Annotated in this window: 18 protein-coding genes and 1 pseudogene; 10 read left to right on the forward strand and 9 right to left on the reverse strand. The window is 71.5% G+C overall.

The window, feature by feature from the left end:
- Positions 1 to 52: 52 nt before the first annotated feature.
- Positions 53 to 280 (reverse strand): winged helix-turn-helix domain-containing protein, encoded by a 228-nt coding sequence (locus ACQP1S_RS10000; RefSeq protein WP_432905511.1) that lies wholly within the window; start codon positions 278 to 280, stop codon positions 53 to 55.
- 70 nt (positions 281 to 350) lie between these two features.
- Between ACQP1S_RS10000 and ACQP1S_RS10005 the strand changes: the two are divergent.
- Positions 351 to 549, forward strand: a pseudogene (locus ACQP1S_RS10005) (helix-turn-helix domain-containing protein); the annotation flags it as partial.
- A 621-nt stretch (positions 550 to 1,170) separates the two neighbouring features.
- On the opposite strand, the gene ACQP1S_RS10010 reads toward ACQP1S_RS10005, so the two are convergent.
- The 3 genes from ACQP1S_RS10010 to glgA are packed head-to-tail and all read right to left on the reverse strand — an operon-like array spanning position 1,171 to position 2,947.
- Positions 1,171 to 1,428 (reverse strand): Txe/YoeB family addiction module toxin, encoded by a 258-nt coding sequence (locus ACQP1S_RS10010; protein ID WP_091246726.1) that lies wholly within the window; start codon positions 1,426 to 1,428, stop codon positions 1,171 to 1,173.
- Positions 1,425 to 1,700 (reverse strand): type II toxin-antitoxin system Phd/YefM family antitoxin, encoded by a 276-nt coding sequence (locus ACQP1S_RS10015; RefSeq protein WP_176738995.1) that lies wholly within the window; start codon positions 1,698 to 1,700, stop codon positions 1,425 to 1,427. The genes ACQP1S_RS10010 and ACQP1S_RS10015 overlap by 4 nt, the downstream gene beginning before the upstream one ends.
- Positions 1,701 to 1,744: 44 nt before the next feature.
- On the reverse strand, positions 1,745 to 2,947 hold the full coding sequence (glgA, locus tag ACQP1S_RS10020; protein ID WP_432905515.1) for a glycogen synthase: 1,203 nt from the start codon (positions 2,945 to 2,947) through the stop codon (positions 1,745 to 1,747).
- A gap of 95 nt (positions 2,948 to 3,042) precedes the next feature.
- On the opposite strand from glgA, the gene glgC reads away from it, so the two are divergent.
- The 5 genes from glgC (at position 3,043) to ACQP1S_RS10045 (ending at position 8,904) form a co-directional block, all read left to right on the forward strand.
- On the forward strand, positions 3,043 to 4,275 hold the full coding sequence (gene glgC / locus ACQP1S_RS10025; protein ID WP_432905518.1) for a glucose-1-phosphate adenylyltransferase: 1,233 nt from the start codon (positions 3,043 to 3,045) through the stop codon (positions 4,273 to 4,275).
- 68 nt (positions 4,276 to 4,343) lie between these two features.
- Complete coding sequence (pgm, locus tag ACQP1S_RS10030) at positions 4,344 to 5,981, forward strand: phosphoglucomutase (alpha-D-glucose-1,6-bisphosphate-dependent) (RefSeq protein WP_432905521.1); 1,638 nt, start codon at positions 4,344 to 4,346, stop codon at positions 5,979 to 5,981.
- A 153-nt stretch (positions 5,982 to 6,134) separates the two neighbouring features.
- A complete protein-coding gene (locus tag ACQP1S_RS10035) occupies positions 6,135 to 7,412 on the forward strand; it encodes a hypothetical protein (RefSeq protein ID WP_432905524.1) in 1,278 nt (425 codons plus the stop codon).
- Between the two features lie 23 nt (positions 7,413 to 7,435).
- On the forward strand, positions 7,436 to 7,633 hold the full coding sequence (locus ACQP1S_RS10040) for a hypothetical protein (protein WP_432905526.1): 198 nt from the start codon (positions 7,436 to 7,438) through the stop codon (positions 7,631 to 7,633).
- Complete coding sequence (locus ACQP1S_RS10045; RefSeq protein ID WP_432905529.1) at positions 7,630 to 8,904, forward strand: hypothetical protein; 1,275 nt, start codon at positions 7,630 to 7,632, stop codon at positions 8,902 to 8,904. The genes ACQP1S_RS10040 and ACQP1S_RS10045 overlap by 4 nt, the downstream gene beginning before the upstream one ends.
- 73 nt (positions 8,905 to 8,977) lie before the next feature.
- On the opposite strand, the gene ACQP1S_RS10050 is transcribed toward ACQP1S_RS10045, so the two are convergent.
- Genes ACQP1S_RS10050 through gmd form a run of 3 tightly spaced genes read right to left on the reverse strand, consistent with a single transcriptional unit; the run spans position 8,978 to position 12,311 of the window.
- Positions 8,978 to 10,096 carry a DegT/DnrJ/EryC1/StrS family aminotransferase gene (locus ACQP1S_RS10050; protein ID WP_432907940.1) on the reverse strand — a complete coding sequence of 373 codons (1,119 nt, stop codon included), beginning with the start codon at positions 10,094 to 10,096 and terminating at the stop codon, positions 8,978 to 8,980.
- A 2-nt stretch (positions 10,097 to 10,098) separates the two neighbouring features.
- Positions 10,099 to 11,301 (reverse strand): glycosyltransferase, encoded by a 1,203-nt coding sequence (locus ACQP1S_RS10055; protein ID WP_432905532.1) that lies wholly within the window; start codon positions 11,299 to 11,301, stop codon positions 10,099 to 10,101.
- Entirely contained in the window at positions 11,298 to 12,311 is a 1,014-nt protein-coding gene (gene gmd, locus ACQP1S_RS10060) for a GDP-mannose 4,6-dehydratase (protein ID WP_432905535.1), read from the reverse strand. The genes ACQP1S_RS10055 and gmd overlap by 4 nt, the downstream gene beginning before the upstream one ends.
- Before the next feature lie 180 nt (positions 12,312 to 12,491).
- On the opposite strand from gmd, the gene ACQP1S_RS10065 reads away from it, so the two are divergent.
- Both ACQP1S_RS10065 and wecB read left to right on the forward strand, forming a co-directional pair.
- Entirely contained in the window at positions 12,492 to 13,733 is a 1,242-nt protein-coding gene (locus ACQP1S_RS10065; RefSeq protein ID WP_432905537.1) for a glycosyltransferase, read from the forward strand.
- A gap of 64 nt (positions 13,734 to 13,797) precedes the next feature.
- On the forward strand, positions 13,798 to 14,922 hold the full coding sequence (gene wecB, locus ACQP1S_RS10070; RefSeq protein WP_432905539.1) for a non-hydrolyzing UDP-N-acetylglucosamine 2-epimerase: 1,125 nt from the start codon (positions 13,798 to 13,800) through the stop codon (positions 14,920 to 14,922).
- On the opposite strand, the gene ACQP1S_RS10075 is transcribed toward wecB, so the two are convergent.
- Positions 14,851 to 15,543 carry an acetyltransferase gene (locus ACQP1S_RS10075; RefSeq protein WP_432905540.1) on the reverse strand — a complete coding sequence of 231 codons (693 nt, stop codon included), beginning with the start codon at positions 15,541 to 15,543 and terminating at the stop codon, positions 14,851 to 14,853. The genes wecB and ACQP1S_RS10075 overlap by 72 nt on opposite strands.
- A 302-nt stretch (positions 15,544 to 15,845) precedes the next feature.
- On the opposite strand from ACQP1S_RS10075, the gene ACQP1S_RS10080 reads away from it, so the two are divergent.
- Together ACQP1S_RS10080 and ACQP1S_RS10085 are read left to right on the forward strand one after the other, a co-directional pair.
- Positions 15,846 to 17,030: a glycosyltransferase family 4 protein gene (locus tag ACQP1S_RS10080; protein ID WP_432905542.1), complete on the forward strand. Its 1,185-nt coding sequence runs from the start codon at positions 15,846 to 15,848 to the stop codon at positions 17,028 to 17,030.
- Positions 17,031 to 17,180: 150 nt separating this feature from the next.
- Entirely contained in the window at positions 17,181 to 17,687 is a 507-nt protein-coding gene (locus ACQP1S_RS10085; protein ID WP_281190433.1) for an acyltransferase, read from the forward strand.
- An 80-nt stretch (positions 17,688 to 17,767) separates the two neighbouring features.
- On the opposite strand, the gene ACQP1S_RS10090 is transcribed toward ACQP1S_RS10085, so the two are convergent.
- Entirely contained in the window at positions 17,768 to 19,798 is a 2,031-nt protein-coding gene (locus ACQP1S_RS10090) for a hypothetical protein (protein WP_432905544.1), read from the reverse strand.
- Positions 19,799 to 20,020: the final 222 nt, after the last annotated feature.

A 20,020-nucleotide genomic window follows, 5' to 3' on the forward strand; every position in this document is an offset into this window, starting at 1 on the left:
GCGGGCGGGCTATCTATTCCGGGCTGTTGGGTGTCCAGCAGCGGTTTCCGCGCTAGGCGGGAGGCTTCGGCGCGGCGAACGACCCCTTGCCCTGGTGCACCTCGATCCAGCCCCGCTCATCCAGGATCCAGAGCGCTCGTTTGATCGGGTTGTCGGACGAGCTGTACGGCTGGGCGAGTTGAGCGATCGTCGGCAGTCTGTCGCCGGGTTTGAGCGTGCCGCTGCGGACCGACGCGATGACGTCGTCAACGACCTGTTCATAGACGGGCTTGCGGGGCATGGGACCACCTCTCGTCAGCCGGTCCAGAATCTCACCAGGCGCGACACGGTGTGAGCGGGACGGGCCGGCGGTGAACGAGCTGCCGGTGGGTCGCCGGGTCGCCCAGTGGCGGGTGCGGCGCAACATGACGCAACAGCAGTTCGCCGACCATCTCGGCAAGTCGAAGAGCTGGGTCGACAAGGTCGAGCGCGGGGTGCGCCGGCTGGAACAGGTGTCCAACCTCCGGATGGTCGCCGAGACGCTCCGCATCGACCTGGAGGTGCTGCTCGCCGGGTCGGCGGGGGAGTCGGCGCGACCGGAATCCGCCACCACCGGTGTCGACGCGGTGCTGGCGGCGCTGGCCCGCTACCACGTCGAGCCGCCGGCCCGGCCGGGCACGCCCTGGGCGACCTCGTCGACGACCGGTGACGACCCGTCGGCCGACCCGGCCCTGCTCGGGACGCTGCTGCTCCAGGCCGGCCTGGCCGCCGCCGGGCGGGGTGACGGCCGGGCCGCCCGGGATCTGCTCGACCGGGCCGGCCGGGCCGCCCGCGAAGCCGGGGTCGAGGGCGGCGGCGCGGCGGTCGAGGCCGCGCGGGTGGTCGCCGAGGCCGCCCTCGGCGAGGTCACGGCGGCGACGGTACGCCACGAGCGGCTGGTGGCCGGCGACGAGTGGCGGTGGCTGCCCCCGAGCACCGGGCCGCGTACCTGCTCGACGCCGCCCGTGCCTACGTGCTCGGCGGCAACCTGCTCCGCGCCGGCCGTCCGGTGCTGGAGGCGGAGCGCACCGCGCGCAGCGAGGTGCACGACCGCCCGGCGGTACGGCCCCTGGTCGCCGTGGTGGCCCGTTCCGCCGCCGCCCCGCCCGACCTGGCCCGCCTCGCCGCCACCCTCCGCGTCACCTGACCCGGCTAGCGGTCACCGTAGTGGTACCGGCAGGCGATGATCTCGACGTCGTCCTTGGTGATGCGGTACACCAACCGGTGTTCGCGATCGATCCGGCGGGACCAGAAGCCGGACAGCTCACCCCGCAGGGGCTCCGGCTTGCCGATGCCCTCGTATTCGTTGCGCATGACGTCCGCGATGAGGTCGTTGATGCGCTTGACCAGTTTGCGATCCGTGTGGCTGAGGTACTGGCTCCACGCCGTCGCGGTGAAGACCAGCCTCACGCGACGTCCCGTACGGTCGCCGGGTCGACCAGGTTCCGCTCGGCCGCGTCACCCTCGTCGAGCTCCGCGATCGATCGGCGCAGGGCCGCGGCGTTGCTCGGACTGCGCAGCAGGTACTCGGTCTCCTTCATCGACTCGTACTCCGCGAGCGGCACGATCACCACCGGCTCGTGACCCGACCGGGTGACCACCACTTCCTCCGCGTCGTTGATGACGCTGTCGAGCTCGGCGGCCAGGTTCTGCCGTAGCTGGGTGAAGTTCACGGTCCGCATGACCACCTCCGAGGTAAGTACAGAAAACTGTACCGGACCTCTCCCTATGCGCGCAGCGAGCGGTACAGCTCCAGGGTCTGGACGGCGATGGCGTCCCAGGAGAAGTGGTCGACGGCCCGCTGCCGGCCGGCGAGACCGAACGCCTCGGTGCGCTTCGGGTCGGCCAGCAACTCGTTGATCGTCGCGCCGAGGTCGGCGACGAAGCGGTCCGGGTCCAGCGGGTTGCCGCTGCCGTCGCCGGCCTGCTCGATCGGGACCAGGAGCCCGGTCTCACCGTCGGCGACCACCTCCGGGATGCCGCCGGTGGCGGTCGCCACCACCGCCGTCTCGCAGGCCATCGCCTCCAGGTTGACGATGCCCATCGGCTCGTAGACCGAGGGGCAGACGAAGACGGTGGCGTGGGTGAGCACCTGGATCACCTCGGGCTTGGGCAGCATCTCGGCCACCCAGACCACCCCGGACCGGTTGGCCCGCAGCTCGGTGACCAGCCTCTCCACTTCGGCGGCGATCTCCGGGGTGTCCGGGGCGCCGGCGAGCAGCACCAACTGGGTGTCGGCGGGCAGCTCGCGGGCGGCGCGCAGCAGGTAGGGCAAGCCCTTCTGCCGGGTGATCCGCCCCACGTACACCACGCTGGGGCGGGACGGGTCGATGCCGAGCCGGTCCAGCACGTCGGTGCCGTGGTCCGGGGCGTACTGGGCGGTGTCGATGCCGTTGTAGACCACCCGGACCCGGTCCGGGTTCACCGCCGGGTAGGCGGTCAGCACGTCCCGCCGCATCCCCGCGCTGACCGCGACGATCGCGTCGGCGGACTCCATGGCCGTCCGCTCGCACCAGGAGGAGAGCGCGTAGCCGCCGCCGAGTTGTTCGGCCTTCCACGGGCGCAGCGGCTCCAGGCTGTGCGCGGTCACCACGTGCGGCACCCCGTACAGCAGCTTCGCGGTGTGCCCGGCCAGGTTGGCGTACCAGGTGTGGCTGTGCACCACGTCGGTGCCGGCGCACCCGGCGGCCATCGCCAGGTCGACGCCCATGGTGCGCAGCGCGGCGTTCGCGCCGTCCAGGCCGGCCGGCTCGGGGTACGCGGTGACGCCCGGCTCGGCACGCTCCGCGCCGAAGCAGTGCACCCGGACGTCGGCGAGCCGGCGCAGCTCCCGGGCCAGGTACTCGACGTGCACCCCGGCGCCGCCGTAGACCTCCGGCGGGTACTCGCGGGTCAGCAGGTCCACGCGCAGCGGGGCGGAGTCGGTCATGCCCGGCACCCTAGTGCAGAATCCGGCCGCGCACCGGTCACGGAACTGCGCCCGTACGAGTGGTGAAGTCGCAGCGGTATGGATAGCGTCTGGTCATGGCTGCCAAGGTGCTCGCGATCGTCCTGGCCGGCGGAGAGGGCAAGCGCCTCATGCCGCTCACCGCGGACCGGGCCAAGCCGGCCGTCCCGTTCGGCGGGATGTACCGCATGGTCGATTTCGTCCTGTCCAATCTGGCGAACGCCGGCTTTCTCAAGATCGTCGTGCTGACCCAGTACAAATCCCACTCGCTGGACCGGCACATCACCAAGACCTGGCGGATGTCGACGCTGCTCGGCAACTACGTCACGCCGGTGCCGGCCCAGCAGCGCCGGGGCCCGTGGTGGTTCGCCGGCTCCGCCGACGCGATCTACCAGAGCTTCAACCTGATCAACGACGAGCAGCCGGACCACGTGATCGTCTTCGGTGCCGACCACATCTACCGGATGGACCCCCGGCAGATGGTCGACGACCACATCGCCTCCGGCGCGGCGGTCACCGTCGCCGGCATCCGCCAACCGCTGTCGATGGCCGACCAGTTCGGCGTGATCGAGGTCGGCGAGGACGGCAAGCGGATCCGGGCCTTCCGGGAGAAGCCCACCGACGCGGTCGGCCTGCCCGACGCCCCCGACCAGATCTACGCCTCGATGGGCAACTACGTCTTCTCCTCCAAGGCGCTCTGCGAGGCCGTGGAGCGCGATGCGGCCGACAAGACCAGCAAGCACGACATGGGCGGCAGCATCATCCCGATGCTGGTCGAGCGGGGCGAGGCCAACGTCTACGACTTCCAGGACAACGAGGTGCCCGGCAGCACCGACCGGGACCGGGGCTACTGGCGGGACGTGGGGACGCTCGACTCGTTCTACGACGCGCACATGGATCTGATCAACGTGCACCCGGTGTTCAACCTCTACAACTTCGACTGGCCCATCTACACCGACCAGCCGCCCTACCCGCCGGCGAAGTTCGTCCACCAGTGGGGCGAGCGGATCGGCCGGGCGGTCGGGTCGATGATCTCGCCCGGCGCGGTGGTCTCCGGTTCGCTGGTGGAGAACTCGGTCGTCTCGCCGAAGGTCAAGGTGCACTCCTGGGCGCACGTCGACGGCGCGGTGCTGATGGAGGGCGTCGAGATCGGCCGGCACGCGGTGGTGCGCAACGCCATCCTCGACAAGAACGTCTTCGTGCCCGAGGGCACCGAGATCGGCGTGGACCTGGAGAAGGACCGGCAGCGCTACACCGTCTCCGACAACGGCATCGTCGTCATCGGCAAGGGTCAGCGCGTCGAGCCCTGAGCCGGGTGTGACCCGGCCGACGCCGGGGAAGACAGCGCACCGACCCGTACCCCAAGGAGGTTTCCGCAGTGGCCCACCCCCGTGCCGGACAGCCCGCCGAGCCCGCCGACCTGGTCGACGTGCCCCGGCTGGTGACCGCCTACTACGCCGAGCACCCGGACCCGGACGACCCGGCGCAGCAGGTCTCCTTCGGCACCTCCGGCCACCGGGGGTCCAGCCTGCGCAACGCCTTCAACGAGGATCACATCCTCGCGGTCACCCAGGCGCTCTGCGACTACCGCCGGGAACAGGGTCTCACCGGTCCGCTCTTCCTCGCCCGGGACAGCCACGCGCTCTCCGCCCCCGCCGAGGTCAGCGCGTTGGAGGTGCTCGCCGCCAACGGGGTGACCGTGCTGCGGGACAGCCGCGACGGCTACACCCCCACCCCGGCGCTGTCGCACGCCGTGCTCACCCACAACCGGGGCCGCACCGACGGGCTCGCCGACGGCATCGTGATCACCCCGTCGCACAACCCGCCCGACGACGGCGGCTTCAAGTACAACCCGACCAACGGCGGGCCCGCCGACACCGACGTCACGACGTGGATCCAGGACCGGGCGAACGCGATCCTGGCCGCCGGGCTCAAGGAGGTCAGACGCATCCCGTACGCGCGGGCGCGCGCCGCCGACACCACCGGCACGTACGACTTCCTCGCCGGCTACGTCGACGACCTGCCGTCGGTGCTCGACATCGACGCGATCCGCGACGCCGGGGTGCGGATCGGCGCCGACCCGCTCGGCGGGGCCAGCGTCGCCTACTGGGGTGAGATCGCCGAGCGGCACCGGCTCGACCTCACCGTGATCAACCCGTTGGTGGACCCGACCTGGCGGTTCATGACCCTGGACGGGGACGGCAAGATCCGGATGGACTGCTCGTCGCCGAACGCGATGGCGTCGCTGATCGCCGCCCGGGACCGGTTCCAGGTCTCCACCGGCAACGACGCCGACGCCGACCGGCACGGGATCGTCACCCCCGACGGGGGCCTGCTCAACCCCAACCACTACCTGGCGGTGGCGATCGGCCACCTGTTCCGCACCCGGACGCGGTGGAGCCCGTCGGCGGCCGTCGGCAAGACCCTGGTCTCCTCCTCGATGATCGACCGGATCGCCGCCGACCTGGGCCGACCGCTGCTGGAGGTGCCGGTCGGCTTCAAGTGGTTCGTCCCCGGGCTGCTCGACGGCACTGTCGGCTTCGGCGGCGAGGAGAGCGCCGGGGCGTCGTTCCTGCGCCGCGACGGCAGCACCTGGACCACCGACAAGGACGGCATCCTGCTCTGCCTGCTCGCCGCCGAGATCATCGCCAGCACCGGCCGGACCCCGAGCGAGCACTACGCCGCGCTGACCGAACGCTTCGGCGCACCCGCGTACGCCCGGATCGACGCCCCGGCCAGCCGGGAGCAGAAGGCGGTGCTCGGCCGGCTCTCCCAGGAGCAGGTCACCGCCACCGAGCTGGCCGGTGAGCCGATCACCGCCACCCTGACCAGCGCCCCGGGCAACGGGGCGTCCATCGGCGGGCTGAAGGTGACCACCGAGTCGGGCTGGTTCGCGGCCCGGCCGTCCGGCACCGAGGACGTCTACAAGATCTATGCCGAGTCGTTCCAGGGGCCGGAGCACCTGGCCCAGCTTCAGCAGGAGGCGAAGGCCCTGGTCGACGCCGTGCTGGAGTAGTCCCGGAGGTTGCCCTGCGCCCCGTCCGGCCACCGGGCGGGGCGCACGCCGTGCTGCCCCCGGCCCCCCGGAGTTTCCGCTCCGGGGCGTTTCGTGATCTCGACTCGATCGTTGCCCATGAGGCGACCGAAAACGGGATGAGGGGGGCGGACGATGACCTGGTCCAGGGCGGTCTCCAACCCTGGTTCCGAGATCGGTGTCGTCGAGCCCCGGGCAGCCCGTCCGGCCCGTGCAGCGTCGTCGGGACGTCAGCGGGAACTGGTCGGCCAGCTGCTGCGCTGCTATCCCGTCAGCTTCCTGGTGCTCGCCCCGTACGCGCTGCTGATCCTGCCGATGGCGGTGGTCAATGACAATCCGCGCACCGGCTTCATCATGTTCCTGGTGGGCCTGGCGTTGCTGGGCACCGTCACCGTGGAGACGTTCTGCCTGCTCCTCGGGCGGCCCGATCCGCAGTGGCGGCGCGGCATGCGCCAGGCGACCGCCCGGCACCCCGGGATCTATCCGGTGGCCCGCCTGGTCGTGCTGATCAGCATCGGGGCCGAACTGCTGGGGGCGCACCTCGGAGAGGGGAACCTCGTCGCGCAGATCTCCGGGGAGACGGCCGACACGCCGATGGTGGCGGTGACCAAGTTGTTCTCCGGTTGGGCGGCGCTCGGGTTCGCGCTGCTGGTCGCCAGCCACCTCGGCGGTTACCTGTCCAAGGCGAAGCTGTGCGCCTGGCTGGGCGCGCTCGTCGTCAGCAAGGCTGTCGTCACCGTGCTGACCGCCCTCACGGCGCCACTGATCGCCTTCGTCTTCTTCGCGGTCACCGCCGGGGTGGTCTGCGGCGTGTTCCGGTTGCGGTACCTGATGGTCGGCACGCTGATGCTGGTGCTGCTGTGGCCGGCCATGTTCGACTACCGCAACGGGTTACGGGAGGACCAGGGCGTCGCGGTGGACGACGCGGTCACCGCGACGGACCGGATGCGCCTGGACCGGCAACTGACTGTCGTCTCGGAGACGGAGGTTCCCGTCGACCTCGGTCAGCCCGAGGGCGTCGACTACCTCAGGTACGGTCTGGTGCCACGGATCCTGGACCCCGACCGGCCGGCTCTGACGACCGGACAACAGATCAACCAGTACCTCGGCGGTAGCCGGACGTCGGCCTCCAACTTCCTGTTGCTGGGCAACATGTGGTTCTTCGACGGTCCCGACGGGGTGGTGGCCGTGCACGCCTTCTGGGCCGGGTTCGTGGCGCTGTTGATGCGCTGGCGGGGCCGGCCCGGCCCGGCCCGGTTGAGTCTGGTCTGTCTGGTGTTCTCCGACGCGTTGCTGTGGTCCGGCACCTATCCCGACTCGATGATCGGGTTCGTGCAACACGTGGTGTCGGCGATGGCGGTCTTCTCTCTGCTGTGGTTGGCCCGCAGCTTCCCCGCCCGGGCGCGCGCATGACCCGTCCGGGGTGTGGTGCCCGGGTGGAACGTCAGCGGGAGTTCGTCGGCAGGCTGCTGCGGTGCTATCCCGTCAGCTTCCTCGTGCTCGCCCCGTCCGCGGTGTTCCTCGTGTCCTCCGGGCGCCCCGATCCGCAGTGGCGGCAGGGCATGCGACACGCGACCGCCCGGTACCCCCGGCGGGACGGCCCGGTGCCGCTGCCGGTGGGTGCCGCCCGGTGACCGTTCGGGCCCGCTCCCGCGTCGGTCGTAGCGACGCCCCGGCTGTCCCCCGCAGCGGTGGTCGGGCCGTGCTCGCCCTGCTCGTCGGGGGGTTGTCCAGCGGCGGCAACCTACTGGTGGCGATCACTGTCACCCGGCTGGAGTCGATCGGCGGGGTGGGCGAGTTCGCCCTGGCCTTCTCGTTCTACGTTCTCGGCTCCGGGCTGGTCCGCAGCATGGTGACCGATGCCGTCCTGGCGGCGGGGACGGGCGTCACCTCCGCCGCCCGGCGGGTCACCCTGCTCGGCACGGTCTGCGGCGCCGTGCTCGGTGCCGCCGGTGCGGGGTACGGCTCGCCCTATCTGGTGTGTGTGGGCCTCGCCCTGCCGGGTCTGGTGCTCTACGACTACACCAAGGCGATCGCCGTCGGTGTCGGCACCCCGTCGGGGGCGCTGGTGCAGGAGGCCACCTGGGCGGCGGTCACCGGTGGTGCCGCGCTGGCCGGCCTGCTCCGGTGGGTCGACGCGCCGTCCGTGGTCGGCGTCTGGGCGCTCGGTGGGGGGCTGATCGGCGTGGTCGTCGGGGTCCGGCGCGGCTATGCCCTGCGACCCGGCTGGCGCGTCGGCCGGGTGGAGAGCCGCGTCGCGGTGGGGTTCGGCACGCAGTTCCTGCTGACCACCGGATCGGCGCAGTTGTCGCTGAGCGCGGTGGCCGCCTTCGCGGGCACCTCGGTGGTCGGGGCGTTGAGCGCCGGAAGGACGCTGCTGGGGCCGGTGAACCTGGTGCTGTCCACCGCCGCCACGTTGACCCTGCCGTACCTGGCCCGCAGCCGTACCGAGTCCCGGGCGGTGCGGTCCCGGGCGGCCGTTCGGGTCTCGCTGCTCGTGGCTGCCGGCATCCTGCCGATGACGGCTGCGGTCGCCCTCCTGCCCGACGCGGTCGGCAGAACGCTGCTCGGCGGCAACTGGGACCTGGCCCGCAGCCTGCTGGTGCTGCTGGCGCTGGAGAGCCTATTCGCGGTGCCGGCTGCCGTCGGCTTCGCCGGGCTGCGGGTGGAGCAGGCGAACCGGCGGGCGATTCTGCTCGGCATCCTGCTGGGCGGATTGCGGGTGCCCGTGGTCGTCGGCGCGGCGGTGCTGTTCGGGGCCACCGGCGCGGCCGGTGCGCTCGCGGCGCTCGCTCTGGTCAGCGCGGTCGCCTGGGCTGGCAGCTACCTGCTGCTGCTGCGGCACCGTGCGGCGCACCGCGCGCCGGCACACCGCCGGCTCGACCCGGTCCCGCCCGGCGGGTGAGCCGGGGCGGGACCGTCCGGCGGGTGAGCCGGGCGCGGGCCGACGGGCGGGCCGCAGGGGGCCGGCCGACCGGTCAGGCGACGGTCGACAGGGCGGTGCGGACGCGCTCCACCACCGCCTTGACCCCCGCTTCGGTCAGCTCCGGATAGGTGGGCAGGTTGATGCCGCGCCTGCTCAGGTCGACGGTCACCGGGCAGTGCGCGCCCGGATCACGGTGCGCCGGCAGGTCGGGGATCGGCACGAAGAAGGGCCGGGTCTCCACGCCGAGCCGGTCGAGCGCCCGGCCCACCGCGTCCCGGGAGATGGCATCCCCTTCGGGCCCGACCAGGAAGGCGGCCATCCACGGTGCGCGGCGGACGCCGGCGACCACCGGCTGTGCCGACAGCGCCGGCTCGTCGGCCAGCTGCGCCTCGTAGCCGGCGATCACCGCGTCCCGCCGGGCGATGATCTCGTCGGCCCGGTCGAGCTGGGCGCAGAGCAGCGCGGCGGACAGGTTGGTCATCCGGTAGTTGTAGCCCAGCACCGGGAAGTAGTACCGCCGCCGCGGGTCCATGCCCTGGTTGCGCAACAGGCGCATCCGGTCGGCCAGCGCCTCGTCGGACGTGGTCACACAGCCGCCCTCACCTGCGGTGATCACCTTGTTGCCAAAGAACGAGAAGGTGGTGGCGTCGGCCAGCGAACCGGTCGGGTGCCCGTCGACAGTGGCCCCGAAGGACTCCGCCGCGTCGGCCACCAGGAGCAGGCCGTGCCGGTGGCACAGCGCGCGCAGGGCGGGATAGTCGGCGGGGTGGCCGTACAGGTCGACGGCGATGACCGCCCGGGTGCGTGGCCCGATCGCGGCCTGGACCGCGGCGGGGTCGACGCACCAGCTCTGCGGCAGTACGTCCACACAGACGGCGCGTGCCCCGCAGTACGCGACGGCGTTGGCGGTGGCCACGTAGGTCAGCGCGGGGACGATGACCTCGTCGCCCGGACCGATCCCGGCGGCGGCCAGGACCAGGTGCAGGGCGACCGTGCCGTTCGTCGTCGCCACCGCCGTCCCGGTGGCGCACCGCCGGGCGAAACGGTCCTCGAAGTCGTTGAGGTAGGGGCCCTGGGAGGATACCCATCCGCTCCTGAGGGCATCGAGAACGTACCGTTCCTCCAGGTCGGAGAGGCTCGGTCGGGCTACCGGATAGCGGTCGTCCCCCATGCTCACGGTGCTTCCTCCCTGGTGAGTTCGGCGGCGAACGTGGATCTGGGCATCGGTCCCGGTCGTCCCTGCGCCACCCATCGCAGCACGTCGAGGTAGTCGCCACCGGTCGCCGTCCAGGTGCGGGCGGCCAACCGGCCGTTGGCGTGCCGGGCGGCGGTGGCGTAGTGCGCCCGGTCGGCCAGCAGCCGCTGGACCGCCTCGGCGAGGGACGCCGGGTCCGTGGCCCGGAAGACCGCCGCCTCGGCGCCGGTGAACTCCAGTTGCGCCAGCAGTGGCTCGGCGTCGGCGCAGGCGACGGGCAACCCCCAGCTGAACGCCTCCAGCATCGCCCCGCTCGCCGCCTCCCAGAGCGACGGGATCACCACGGCGTCGGCGCGGGCGTAGAGGGCGTTCAACTCGTCGAGGGTGACGAACCCGGGGAAGGACACCCGGCCCCGCAGGTCGGGGAGCGCGGCGCGGGCGAGCAGGCGACTGGCCTCGGGCTCGACCAGCGGGCCGGGACAGACCAGCCGGCACTGCGGGAGCGACGCCATCGCCTCCAGCAGCGTCGCGTGGTTCTTGTGGGCCGCGGTGGAGGACGGGTAGACCAGCAGGCCCGGTTCCGGTCGCGCGGCGGCGCGGGCGGGCGCGGGCTGGAACGTCGGGGTCGGGATGAGCGCGGTCCGCTCCGCCGCCTCGGGAAACAACCGCAGGGTCTCCCGGTACGGGTGCGGCCAGGTGACCACGAGGGCGGACGCGCGGGCCACGTTCTCCCGGACCACGGCGGCGAAGCCGGGGGCGTGGAAGGCGGCGTGCAGGTGTCGCAGGTCATGCACGACGACGACCGACGGGCCGGGCCCGATCGGGGCGCTGTGGAACGGGTGCAGCGTGACGTCCGATCCACGCTGCCGGGGGACCGAGCGCTGCCGGACCACGTTGACCGCCCTGCGGACGGCGAGCGAGTCGCGGACCCGCGTCGGTGTCCAGCGGCGCAACAGTTGCCCGGGGGTGGTGTCCGAACGCAGTGGCTGGGCTACCTCGGCCCACCCGACCTGATCGGCGGGCACCTGGTCACGCCATTGGTCGAGGGTGCCCCGCAGGACGTTCACCCGCAGGTCGTGGGAGGGGTCGGCGGCCATGCCGGTCAGCAGGCCGTAGGTGAAGGCTTCGACCCCGGCGGCGTGGCCGGGACGGATCGGGGTGGCCTCGACGGTGATCCTCATCGGTCCACCCGCACGAGGCGTCCCATCCGCTCGTCCTCCAGGAGTTGTCGGTCGGCGTCCACCATCACCCGTACCAGGTCGCCGAACAGGGTCTTCGGCGCCCAGCCCAGCTGCCGCCGGGCCTTGCTGAAGTCGCCGATGAGCGCGTCGACCTCGGCGGGCCGGAAGTAGGCGGGGTCGATCTCCACATACCGCTGCCAGTCGAGCCCGACCCGGTCGAAGGCGGCCTGGACGAATTCGCGGACGGAGTGTCCCTCGCCGGTGGCCACCACGTAGTCCTGCGGGGTGTCCTGCTGCAGGGCAAGCCACATCGCCTCGACGTACTCCGGGGCGTAACCCCAGTCCCGGACCGCGTCGAGGTTGCCCAGGTAGAGCTTGTCCTGGATGCCGGCCTCGATCCTGGCCACCGCGCGAGTGATCTTGCGGGTCACGAAGTTCTCGCCCCGCCGGGGGCTCTCGTGGTTGAACAGGATGCCGTTGACGCAGAACATGTCCCACGACTCGCGGTAGTTGACCGCCGACCAGAAGGCGTAGACCTTGGCGCACGCGTACGGGCTGCGGGGGTGGAACGGGGTCTCCTCGCGCTGCGGGGGCGGGGTGGAGCCGAACATCTCCGAGGAGGACGCCTGGTAGAAGCGGCAGCCGATGTCGGCCGCCCGCGCCGCCTCCAGCATCCGCAGGGCGCCCAGCCCGGTGACGTCCGCGGTGTAGCCCGGGATGTCGAAGGAGACGCGGACATGGCTCTGCGCGCCGAGGTTGTAGATCTCGTCAGGCCGGATGTCCCGGATCAGCGAGGTCAACGAGGCCGGGTCGGACAGGTCGCTGTAATGGAGGAAAAGGCGTGCGTCGCCACTGCGGGGATGCACATCGACGCCGTCGATCCGCTCGGTGTTGAACGAAGACGATCTTCTTTTTATCCCGTGCACCGTGTATCCCTTGTCGAGCAGGAACTCCGCCAGGTAGCTGCCGTCCTGGCCGGTGGTGCCGGATATGAGTGCCACTCGCGACATGGAGGTCCTCTCGTGCTGTGCCAGAGACTTTTTCCGCGACATCCTTATACCCTCATCCGGGCGGCCGGCCACCATTCCTCGGCCCGTGGCGGCGAATTGCATAAAATTGCGAGGCGCGGTCACTGAATGGCCGTTCGCTCGTTGGCCCACTCAGTTCCACCTCTTGAGCGAGGAGCGAGGATGGCCAGCGACACCACCCCCGCGGCGGACGTCAGAACACGGTTGGCGAGTGTCGACCGGGGGAAGTTCCGGGTCCTGGTCACGGCGAGCTACTTCAGCCCCGGCTGGCGGGCCGGAGGCCCGGTCCGCTCCATCTCCGACGTGCTCGACACGGCCAGCGCCGACGTCTCGACGACCCTGCTGACCCGGGACCGTGACCTCGGCGCCAGCGATCCCTACGCCGGGCTCTCCGGCACCTGGGTACGACGTGGCCGGACGCGCATCTTCTACCTCGGTGTCCGACACCCGGCGCACTGGCGGACGCTCTGGCGTTCCCTGCGGGCGGTGCGATTCGACCTGCTCTACGTGAACAGCGTCTGGTCGACCTTCTCGATCCTGCCCATCGTCGCGGCCCGGCTCGGCCTGCTGCGGGTGGATCGCATCCTGGTGGCTCCACGGGGCGAGTTCGGTGCCGCCGCTCTCGGCCTGCACCGGGCCCGTAAGCGGATGTTCCTGGCCGGCTGGCGATGGATGCTGCGGGGGCCCAGGGTGCTGTGGCACGCCAGTACGCCGCTGGAGGCCGTCGACATCCGACGGGCGCTGCCCCGGGCCCGGATCGGTGTCGTCGCGATCGCCAGTGGCCCGGAGCCGCGTCGCGCGCCGGCCGAGTTGCCGGCGACCGACCACGCACGACTGGTCTTCATCGGACGGATCTCCCCGATAAAGAACCTGGACCTGCTGATCGCCGCGCTCGCCCAGGTGCGGGCGCAGGTGCGGCTGGACATCTACGGCCCGCTGGAGGACTCGAAGTACTGGCAGCGCTGTGTGGAGCTGCGAGCGGCCCTGCCGGACCCGTCCGTGGTCAGCTACCGGGGAGAGCTGCGCCCCGAGCAGGTCGGCGAGACCTTCTCCCGGTACGACGCGTTCGTCCTGCCGACCCGGGGTGAGAACTTCGGCAACGCCATCGCGGAGAGCCTGGCGGCGTGCTGCCCGGTGATCTGCTCGGACCGGACACCGTGGACGACCGTGTTGCGCGACGGTGGCGGGCAGGTCCTCACCGAGTTGACCCCGGCGGCATTGGGTGCACTGGTCACCCAGCTCGCCACCGCCTCGCCCGCGCAGCGGCAGGCGGCCCGGGCGGCGGCGGGGGCCGCCTACCGCCGGTGGCGGGCGCGCCGGCCGCGGATCAGTGTTCTCGACCAGGCACGGCAGACGATCACCGACCCGGTGCGCCGGGTGCCCCCACAGGGCCGGTCGTCGTGAGACCGACCCGACCGCCCGCCGGGCGGTGCCCCCAATCCCACCATCGGCTACGAGGAGGCGTCCAGTGACCCGGGTGATGACCGTCGTCGGGACCAGGCCGGAGATCATCCGTCTGGCCCGGGTGATCGACATGTTGGACCGGACCGTGGAGCACACCCTGGTGCACACGGGACAGAACTGGGATCCCGCACTGTCCGACATCTTCTTCACCGAGTTGGGTGTCCGGTCCCCGGACCGCTTCCTGCGGGCCGACACCCGGTCGCTCGGCAGCCTGCTCGGTGCCGTGCTGGTCGGCACCGAGCAGGCGATCGGTGAGCTGCGTCCGGACGCGCTGCTGGTGCTCGGCGACACCAACAGCGCCATCTCGGCGTTGATGGCGCGACGGATGAAGGTTCCCGTCTACCACATGGAGGCGGGCAACCGCTGCTTCGACCTCAACGTCCCGGAGGAGACCAACCGCCAGCTGGTCGACCACGTCGCCGACTTCAACCTGGTCTACTCCGAGCACGCCCGGCGCAACCTGCTCGCCGAGGGCCTGCACCCCCGCCGGATCCTGCACACCGGGTCCCCCATGCGGGAGGTGCTCGACCACTACCGGCCGCAGATCGAACGGTCCGCCATCCTGGCGCAGCTCGAACTCGAACCGGGCGGCTACTTCGTCGTCAGCGCCCACCGCGAGGAGAACGTCGACCACCCGGACCGACTCCGCCGGCTGCTGGACTGCCTCTGCGCCGTCCGCGACGAGTGGCGACTGCCGCTGCTGGTCTCCACCCACCCGCGCACCCGCAAGCGCCTGGAGTCGCTCGCCGTCGACGGCACGCTCCTGGACGGCATCACCTTCCACGAGCCGTTCGGCTTCTTCGACTACGTCACCCTGCAACAGCACGCCCGGTGCACGCTGTCCGACAGCGGCACCGTCAGCGAGGAGGCGGCGATTCTCGGGTTTGCGGCGGTGACCCTGCGCGAGTCCATCGAGCGCCCCGAGGCGCTGGACTGCGGGGCGATCGTGATGACGGGTCTGGACCCGGCCGGGGTGGTGGAGGGCGTGCGGGTGGTGGTGGCCCAGGTGGCGGCCGGCCCGGTCGCCTGCCCGCTCGACTACCAGGTCCCGGACACGTCACGCCGGGTGGTCGACTTCATCCTCTCGACCGTGCGCCGGCATCACGACTGGGCGGGCATCCGCCGCTGACCGGCTGACCGGCCGGGCCGGCACGCCCGTGACCACCCTGCCCGCCGGGACGTCCCGGGTCACACAGGCGCCCGCCCCCACGATGGCGTCCCGGCCGACCGTCAGCCTCGGCAGGACGGCGGCGGTGGTGCCCACCATGACGCCGTCGCCCAGGCGGCAGTAGCCGGAGACCGCCGCGAGCGGGTTGACCGAGACATGGTCACCCAGGACGGCGTCATGGCCCACGGTGCAGTTCTGGTTGAGGTGTACATGGCGGCCCAGCGCCACGTTCGTCGTCACCCTGGCACCGCCGGCGGCGAACAGGCCCTCCTGGAAGACGCAGTCCGGGCCGATCTCGGCGGCCGGATGCACCACGGTGGCGGCGGGCAGGCCGTACCGGGCGAGCACCTGGTCGGTCTCGCGGCGCAGCTGCGGGTGTCCCACGCCCAGCGCCACCCGGGTGGTGGACGGCTGCCCGGCCAGCCAGCGGGTCGGCCCGAGGAACGGAACACCGAGCCGACGCACGAGTTCCACATTGGGCTCGGTGGGGTGGTCGTCGACGAAGCCGAGCACCCGCCACCTGGTCCCGTCGACCGGCCGGGCGTTCAGCAATCGAATAACGCCGTATATCTCACGGCCCATCCCGCCCACACCTACGATTACCACGTCGGTAGTCAACCGTTGCTCCCTCGGCCACGGAGAACGCCGGTCGCTCTCCGTCATCTGGACCCCCTCGCGGCACCGACGGCGCCGGTCAGGCAGCGGCGGGGGCCGGTGTCCGTGGGCCGCGAGCGCACGGTACGGGCCGCGCCCGGCGGACTCCGACGCCCTCCTCACTGTCATTGCGTTCCGATACTCAGGTGGAGTGCCGATCTGCGGACGGCACGGTGAAGGTGGGCCCGATGGTAAAGCCGACAGGAACCCGTCCCCCCGACGATGCTGCGGTGTCGTCGAAGCGGGCGGTCCGGTCCGCCGACACCGCGCGCAACTACCGGGTGGTGGCGACCGCAGGTGTGTTCGAGCCGGGCTTCCGTGGTGGTGGCCCGATCCGTTCCCTGCGGTTCATCCTGGACACCCTGCCGGGGGACCTCGACGTCACCCTGATCACCCGGGACCGGGATCTCCACTCGCCAGCACCCTACCCCGGGCTGTCCGGACGGTTGCTGCGGCGCGACGACCGCTCCGCCGTGTTCTACCTGGACCCCCGGGCACCGCGGCACTGGGTCCGACTGATCCGGCACGTCCGCTCCCGCCCGATCGACCTGCTCTACGTCAACAGCATCTGGTCGCTGTTCTCGGTGCTGTCGATCCTGGTGGTGGCGCTGCGCCTGGTGCGTGTCGGGGCCATCCTGGTCGCCCCGCGCGGTGAGCTGTCGCCCGGCGCCCTCGCGATCAGGACCGCCAAGAAGCGGCTCTTCCTGGCGGTGTGGGCACCGCTGCTGCGCCGGTTGCGGGTGCGCTGGCAGGCGTGCAGCGGTCTGGAGGAGAAGCAGATCCGGGCGAACATGCCGTGGGCGCAGGTGATGGTGAACGGCAACGAGAGCCCGATCCCGGAGCACCCGGCGCCGCCGGCCCGCGCGCACGACGGGCCGCTGCGGTTGGTCTTCGTCGGCCGGATCTCGCCGATGAAGAACCTGTCCACGGCCCTGGAGGCGGTGGCCGGCACCACCCGACCGATGGAGTTCGACATCTTCGGACCGCCGGAGGACCCGCACTACTGGTCGCGATGCCAGCGGATCATCACGGCCATGCCGGGCCACGTCCGGGTCCGCTACCTCGGCGAACTCGCGGCGGCGGACGTCATGCCGACGTTCAGCCGGTACGACGCCTTCCTCTTCCCCACCCTCGGCGAGAACTTCGGTCACGTGATCCTGGAGAGCCTGGCCTCCGGCTGCCCGGTCGTCTGTTCGGACAACACGCCGTTCAGTGAGCTGATCGCCGACACCGGCGGGCTGGTGGTGCGGCCGGCGACGGCGGCCGGCCTCAGCCGGGCTCTCGACCTGCTCGCCGCCCGGTCGCCCGAGGAGCGGGCCGAGGCGAAGGGCACCGCCGGACGGCGGTACCGGCACTGGCGGCAACGCCACCGGGAACCGAACGTGCTGGCGCATGCCCGCCAGTTCTGTCGCTGATCCAGGCCGGGGCGGAACCGGCGTCACCCTGGCCGGACCCGACTCGTTTCCCCATTGACCGGGCCCGCCTGCCCGGTCCGGTGGTCCGTAGCCGTCCCCTGCGATCGAGGACAGTCAGTGCCCAGTCGTGTTCGTACGATGGCCCGGCGGGTGCGGGACCATCTGGCCGCGTCCCGTGACCCCGAGGCGTTCGTCCGGTCCCTGGGGGTCAACCTGACCGGTCGGGTCAGGTTCTACGGGGTCAACCGGGCGATGTTCGGCTCGGAGCCGTGGCTGATCACCATCGGCGACAACGTCTACATCACCTCCGAGGTGCAGTTCGTCACCCACGACGGTGGCACGTTGATCCTGCGCAAGGACCATCCCGACCTCGACTGGACCGCGCCGATCACCATCGGCGACGACGTCTACATCGGCATGCGGGCGATGATCCTGGCCGGCGTCACCATCGGCAACCGGTGCGTCATCGGGGCCGGTTCGATCGTGACCCGGGACATCCCGGACAACACCGTGGCGGCCGGGGTGCCGGCGCGGCCGGTGCGCACCACCGACGAGTACCTCGAACGGCTGCTGGCCAAGTCGCTGGGCATCGGGCACCTGCCCGTCCCGGCCAAACACGCGGCGATGAAGCGGATCTACGGCGTCACGACCGGCTGACGCCCGCCGGGACACGACGCCCGCCGGTGCGGTCCCGCCGGGGCACGGGCCACCGGGTCAGGCCCGCCGGGGCCACCGGGTCAGGCCCGCCGGTACGCCACCTGCGGCGGCGGGAACTGGTGGACTCCGGTGATCGTGATCGCGCCCAGCGCCCCGGTCACCCCGGTCACCTCGTAGCCGAACCGGTCCCCGGTCATCGCCGCCGCGCCGGCACCGAGGTTCAGCGTGGTGGCGGCACCGACGCCGCTGGCCCGTACGGCGGGCGGCGTGGTGCCGCTGGCCTGCCAGACGTGCGCGTACCAGTGCCAACCGGCGGGCAGCACCACGGCAGCGCCCAGCACGGACTCCCACACCCCGACCGAGGTGACGGCGACGGTGCCGAAATCGGCGATCGGGCCGAGGACGGCGGGACGTCCGGTGGCCGGATCGTGGGCGTACACGCCGTGCCGCAGGACGCCGGTGCCCGCTGCGGTGAACTCCAGGCAGACCCGGTCGACCGGGGTCGGTTCGGCCAGGAAGACCGGGTGCAGCAGGAGCCGCTGGTAGGTGCCGGTGCAGGTGCGGCTCAGGGTCGGGCCGGACCGGACGAGGAAGTAACTGCCGCGGGGTCCGGTCGCCCCCGGTAGCGGTCCCGATGCGGCCTGGTCGGGTTCCGCGCGCCACGTCCCGTACCCGGGGGAGACCGGCACGTGGTACGGGATGCCGTCGACGGTGACCCGGTCCGGCACGTCGAGGTTCGTCGGGCCGACCGGGACCAGCAGCCGGTGGAACAGCTGCGGCGCCGCCATCTCGGCCTGCGCCACGGTGCCGACCCGTTCGATCACCACGAAGTCCTGGCCATCGGCGGACACCACGATCTCGGTGGCGGTCGACGGCGGCGTCAGGTAGCGGCGGTAGGCGGTGCCGGTCACCGACTCACCGGCGGCCAGGGTACGGCCCCAGACCAGTTGCGGGTAGTTCTTCTTCAGGCTGGAGCTGATGAACCAGCCCTTGGCCGTGGTGTAACGGACCCGGATCTCGGGCGTCCCGTCCGCGACCGGCAGCAGTCCGACGGCGATGCCCCACTGTTGGACACCCCCGCCGCTGACCACCCACTGGGTCATGCTGCTCGCCGGCATCAGCCGGTTCCGCAGTGTCGCCGGGGTGAAGTCGGTGAGCGCCGTCAGGGTGTCGATGTTCGCCCAGACGGACCAGTTCAGGCCGCCGGCCACCCCCACGTTCGGCATGAACTGCCGACGGGTGCCGCCGGCCACCGGGGTCAACGGCCCGCACTGGGTGACCCCCGCGTTGAGGGTGAACCGGCTCAGGGCGGTGACCGTCTGCGCGACGATCAGGCTGCCACCGGGCGACCAGCGGTAGACGTTCGAGATCCGGCACAGGGACGGGATCCTCGGCATGATCGTGGCGATCGGGGTGCCGATGTTCGCCCTGGCCGTGTCGATCATCCCCTGGTAGGTGGGGATGACGTAGGACTCCCGGATCACCAGTTCCTGCCCGGTCGACCGGCTGCCGGGCACCGGCCGGCCGTCGAGTTCGACGGCCACCGTGTGGGAGTGGGTGGCCGGGCGGATCTGCACGTCCGGGGTGAGGCCGGTGATCGGCACGGTGGTCCGGTTGGTCGCCCCCGAGACGTGGGTGAGCGGCGCCGTCGGCCTGACCCGGGCACCCTGGGCGATGCCGTCCACGATCGTGTACGGGTTACCGAACAGCAGGCTGCTGGTGCTGGTGATGGCGAGCAGGGTGAAGATGCGGCTGCCGTCGCTCCACTGCGAACCCACGTCGGCGGTCGTCTTGCCGTGGTTGGCCACGGCGATCTGGTTGCCGACGTTGTAGCCGTGGTTGCCGCCGACGTACGACCAGCCGGTGTTGATCGGGCAGTTGTCGTCCGAGGTGTCGTGGATCCTGGTGCCGACGGTGGACATGACCGGCCACACCTGGGCGTCGGTCGCGGTCGAGGGCACGAGGCTCACCTGGGGCAGACCGGAGTGCCACAGGCCGACCATGCTCTCCGCGTACGCCAGGTTGACGGGCATGACCACGTCCCGGGTGGCGTCGATCCGCGATCTGACGGACATCAGGGCGTTGGACCGGTAGACGATCAGCTCAGCCATCCTCCACACCTCCGGTGTTGACCCGACGATGCTGTCACTGTGCGCGTTTGTGCAGCTGGCGGCGGTTGTCGGTCGGCTCCCGGACAGCACCAACGGCCGTTCGGTGGACCCCGGCCGGGCTGCGGCGATGGCAACTGCGAACTTTGTCCTTAATGGGATGATGTGACCGATTCTGCCGTAATGTGCTGCACACCTGCTCAATGAACAGGTGACGTGCGTACT

This window comes from Micromonospora matsumotoense (assembly GCF_050951065.1).
Lineage (GTDB): Bacteria > Actinomycetota > Actinomycetes > Mycobacteriales > Micromonosporaceae > Micromonospora > Micromonospora matsumotoensis.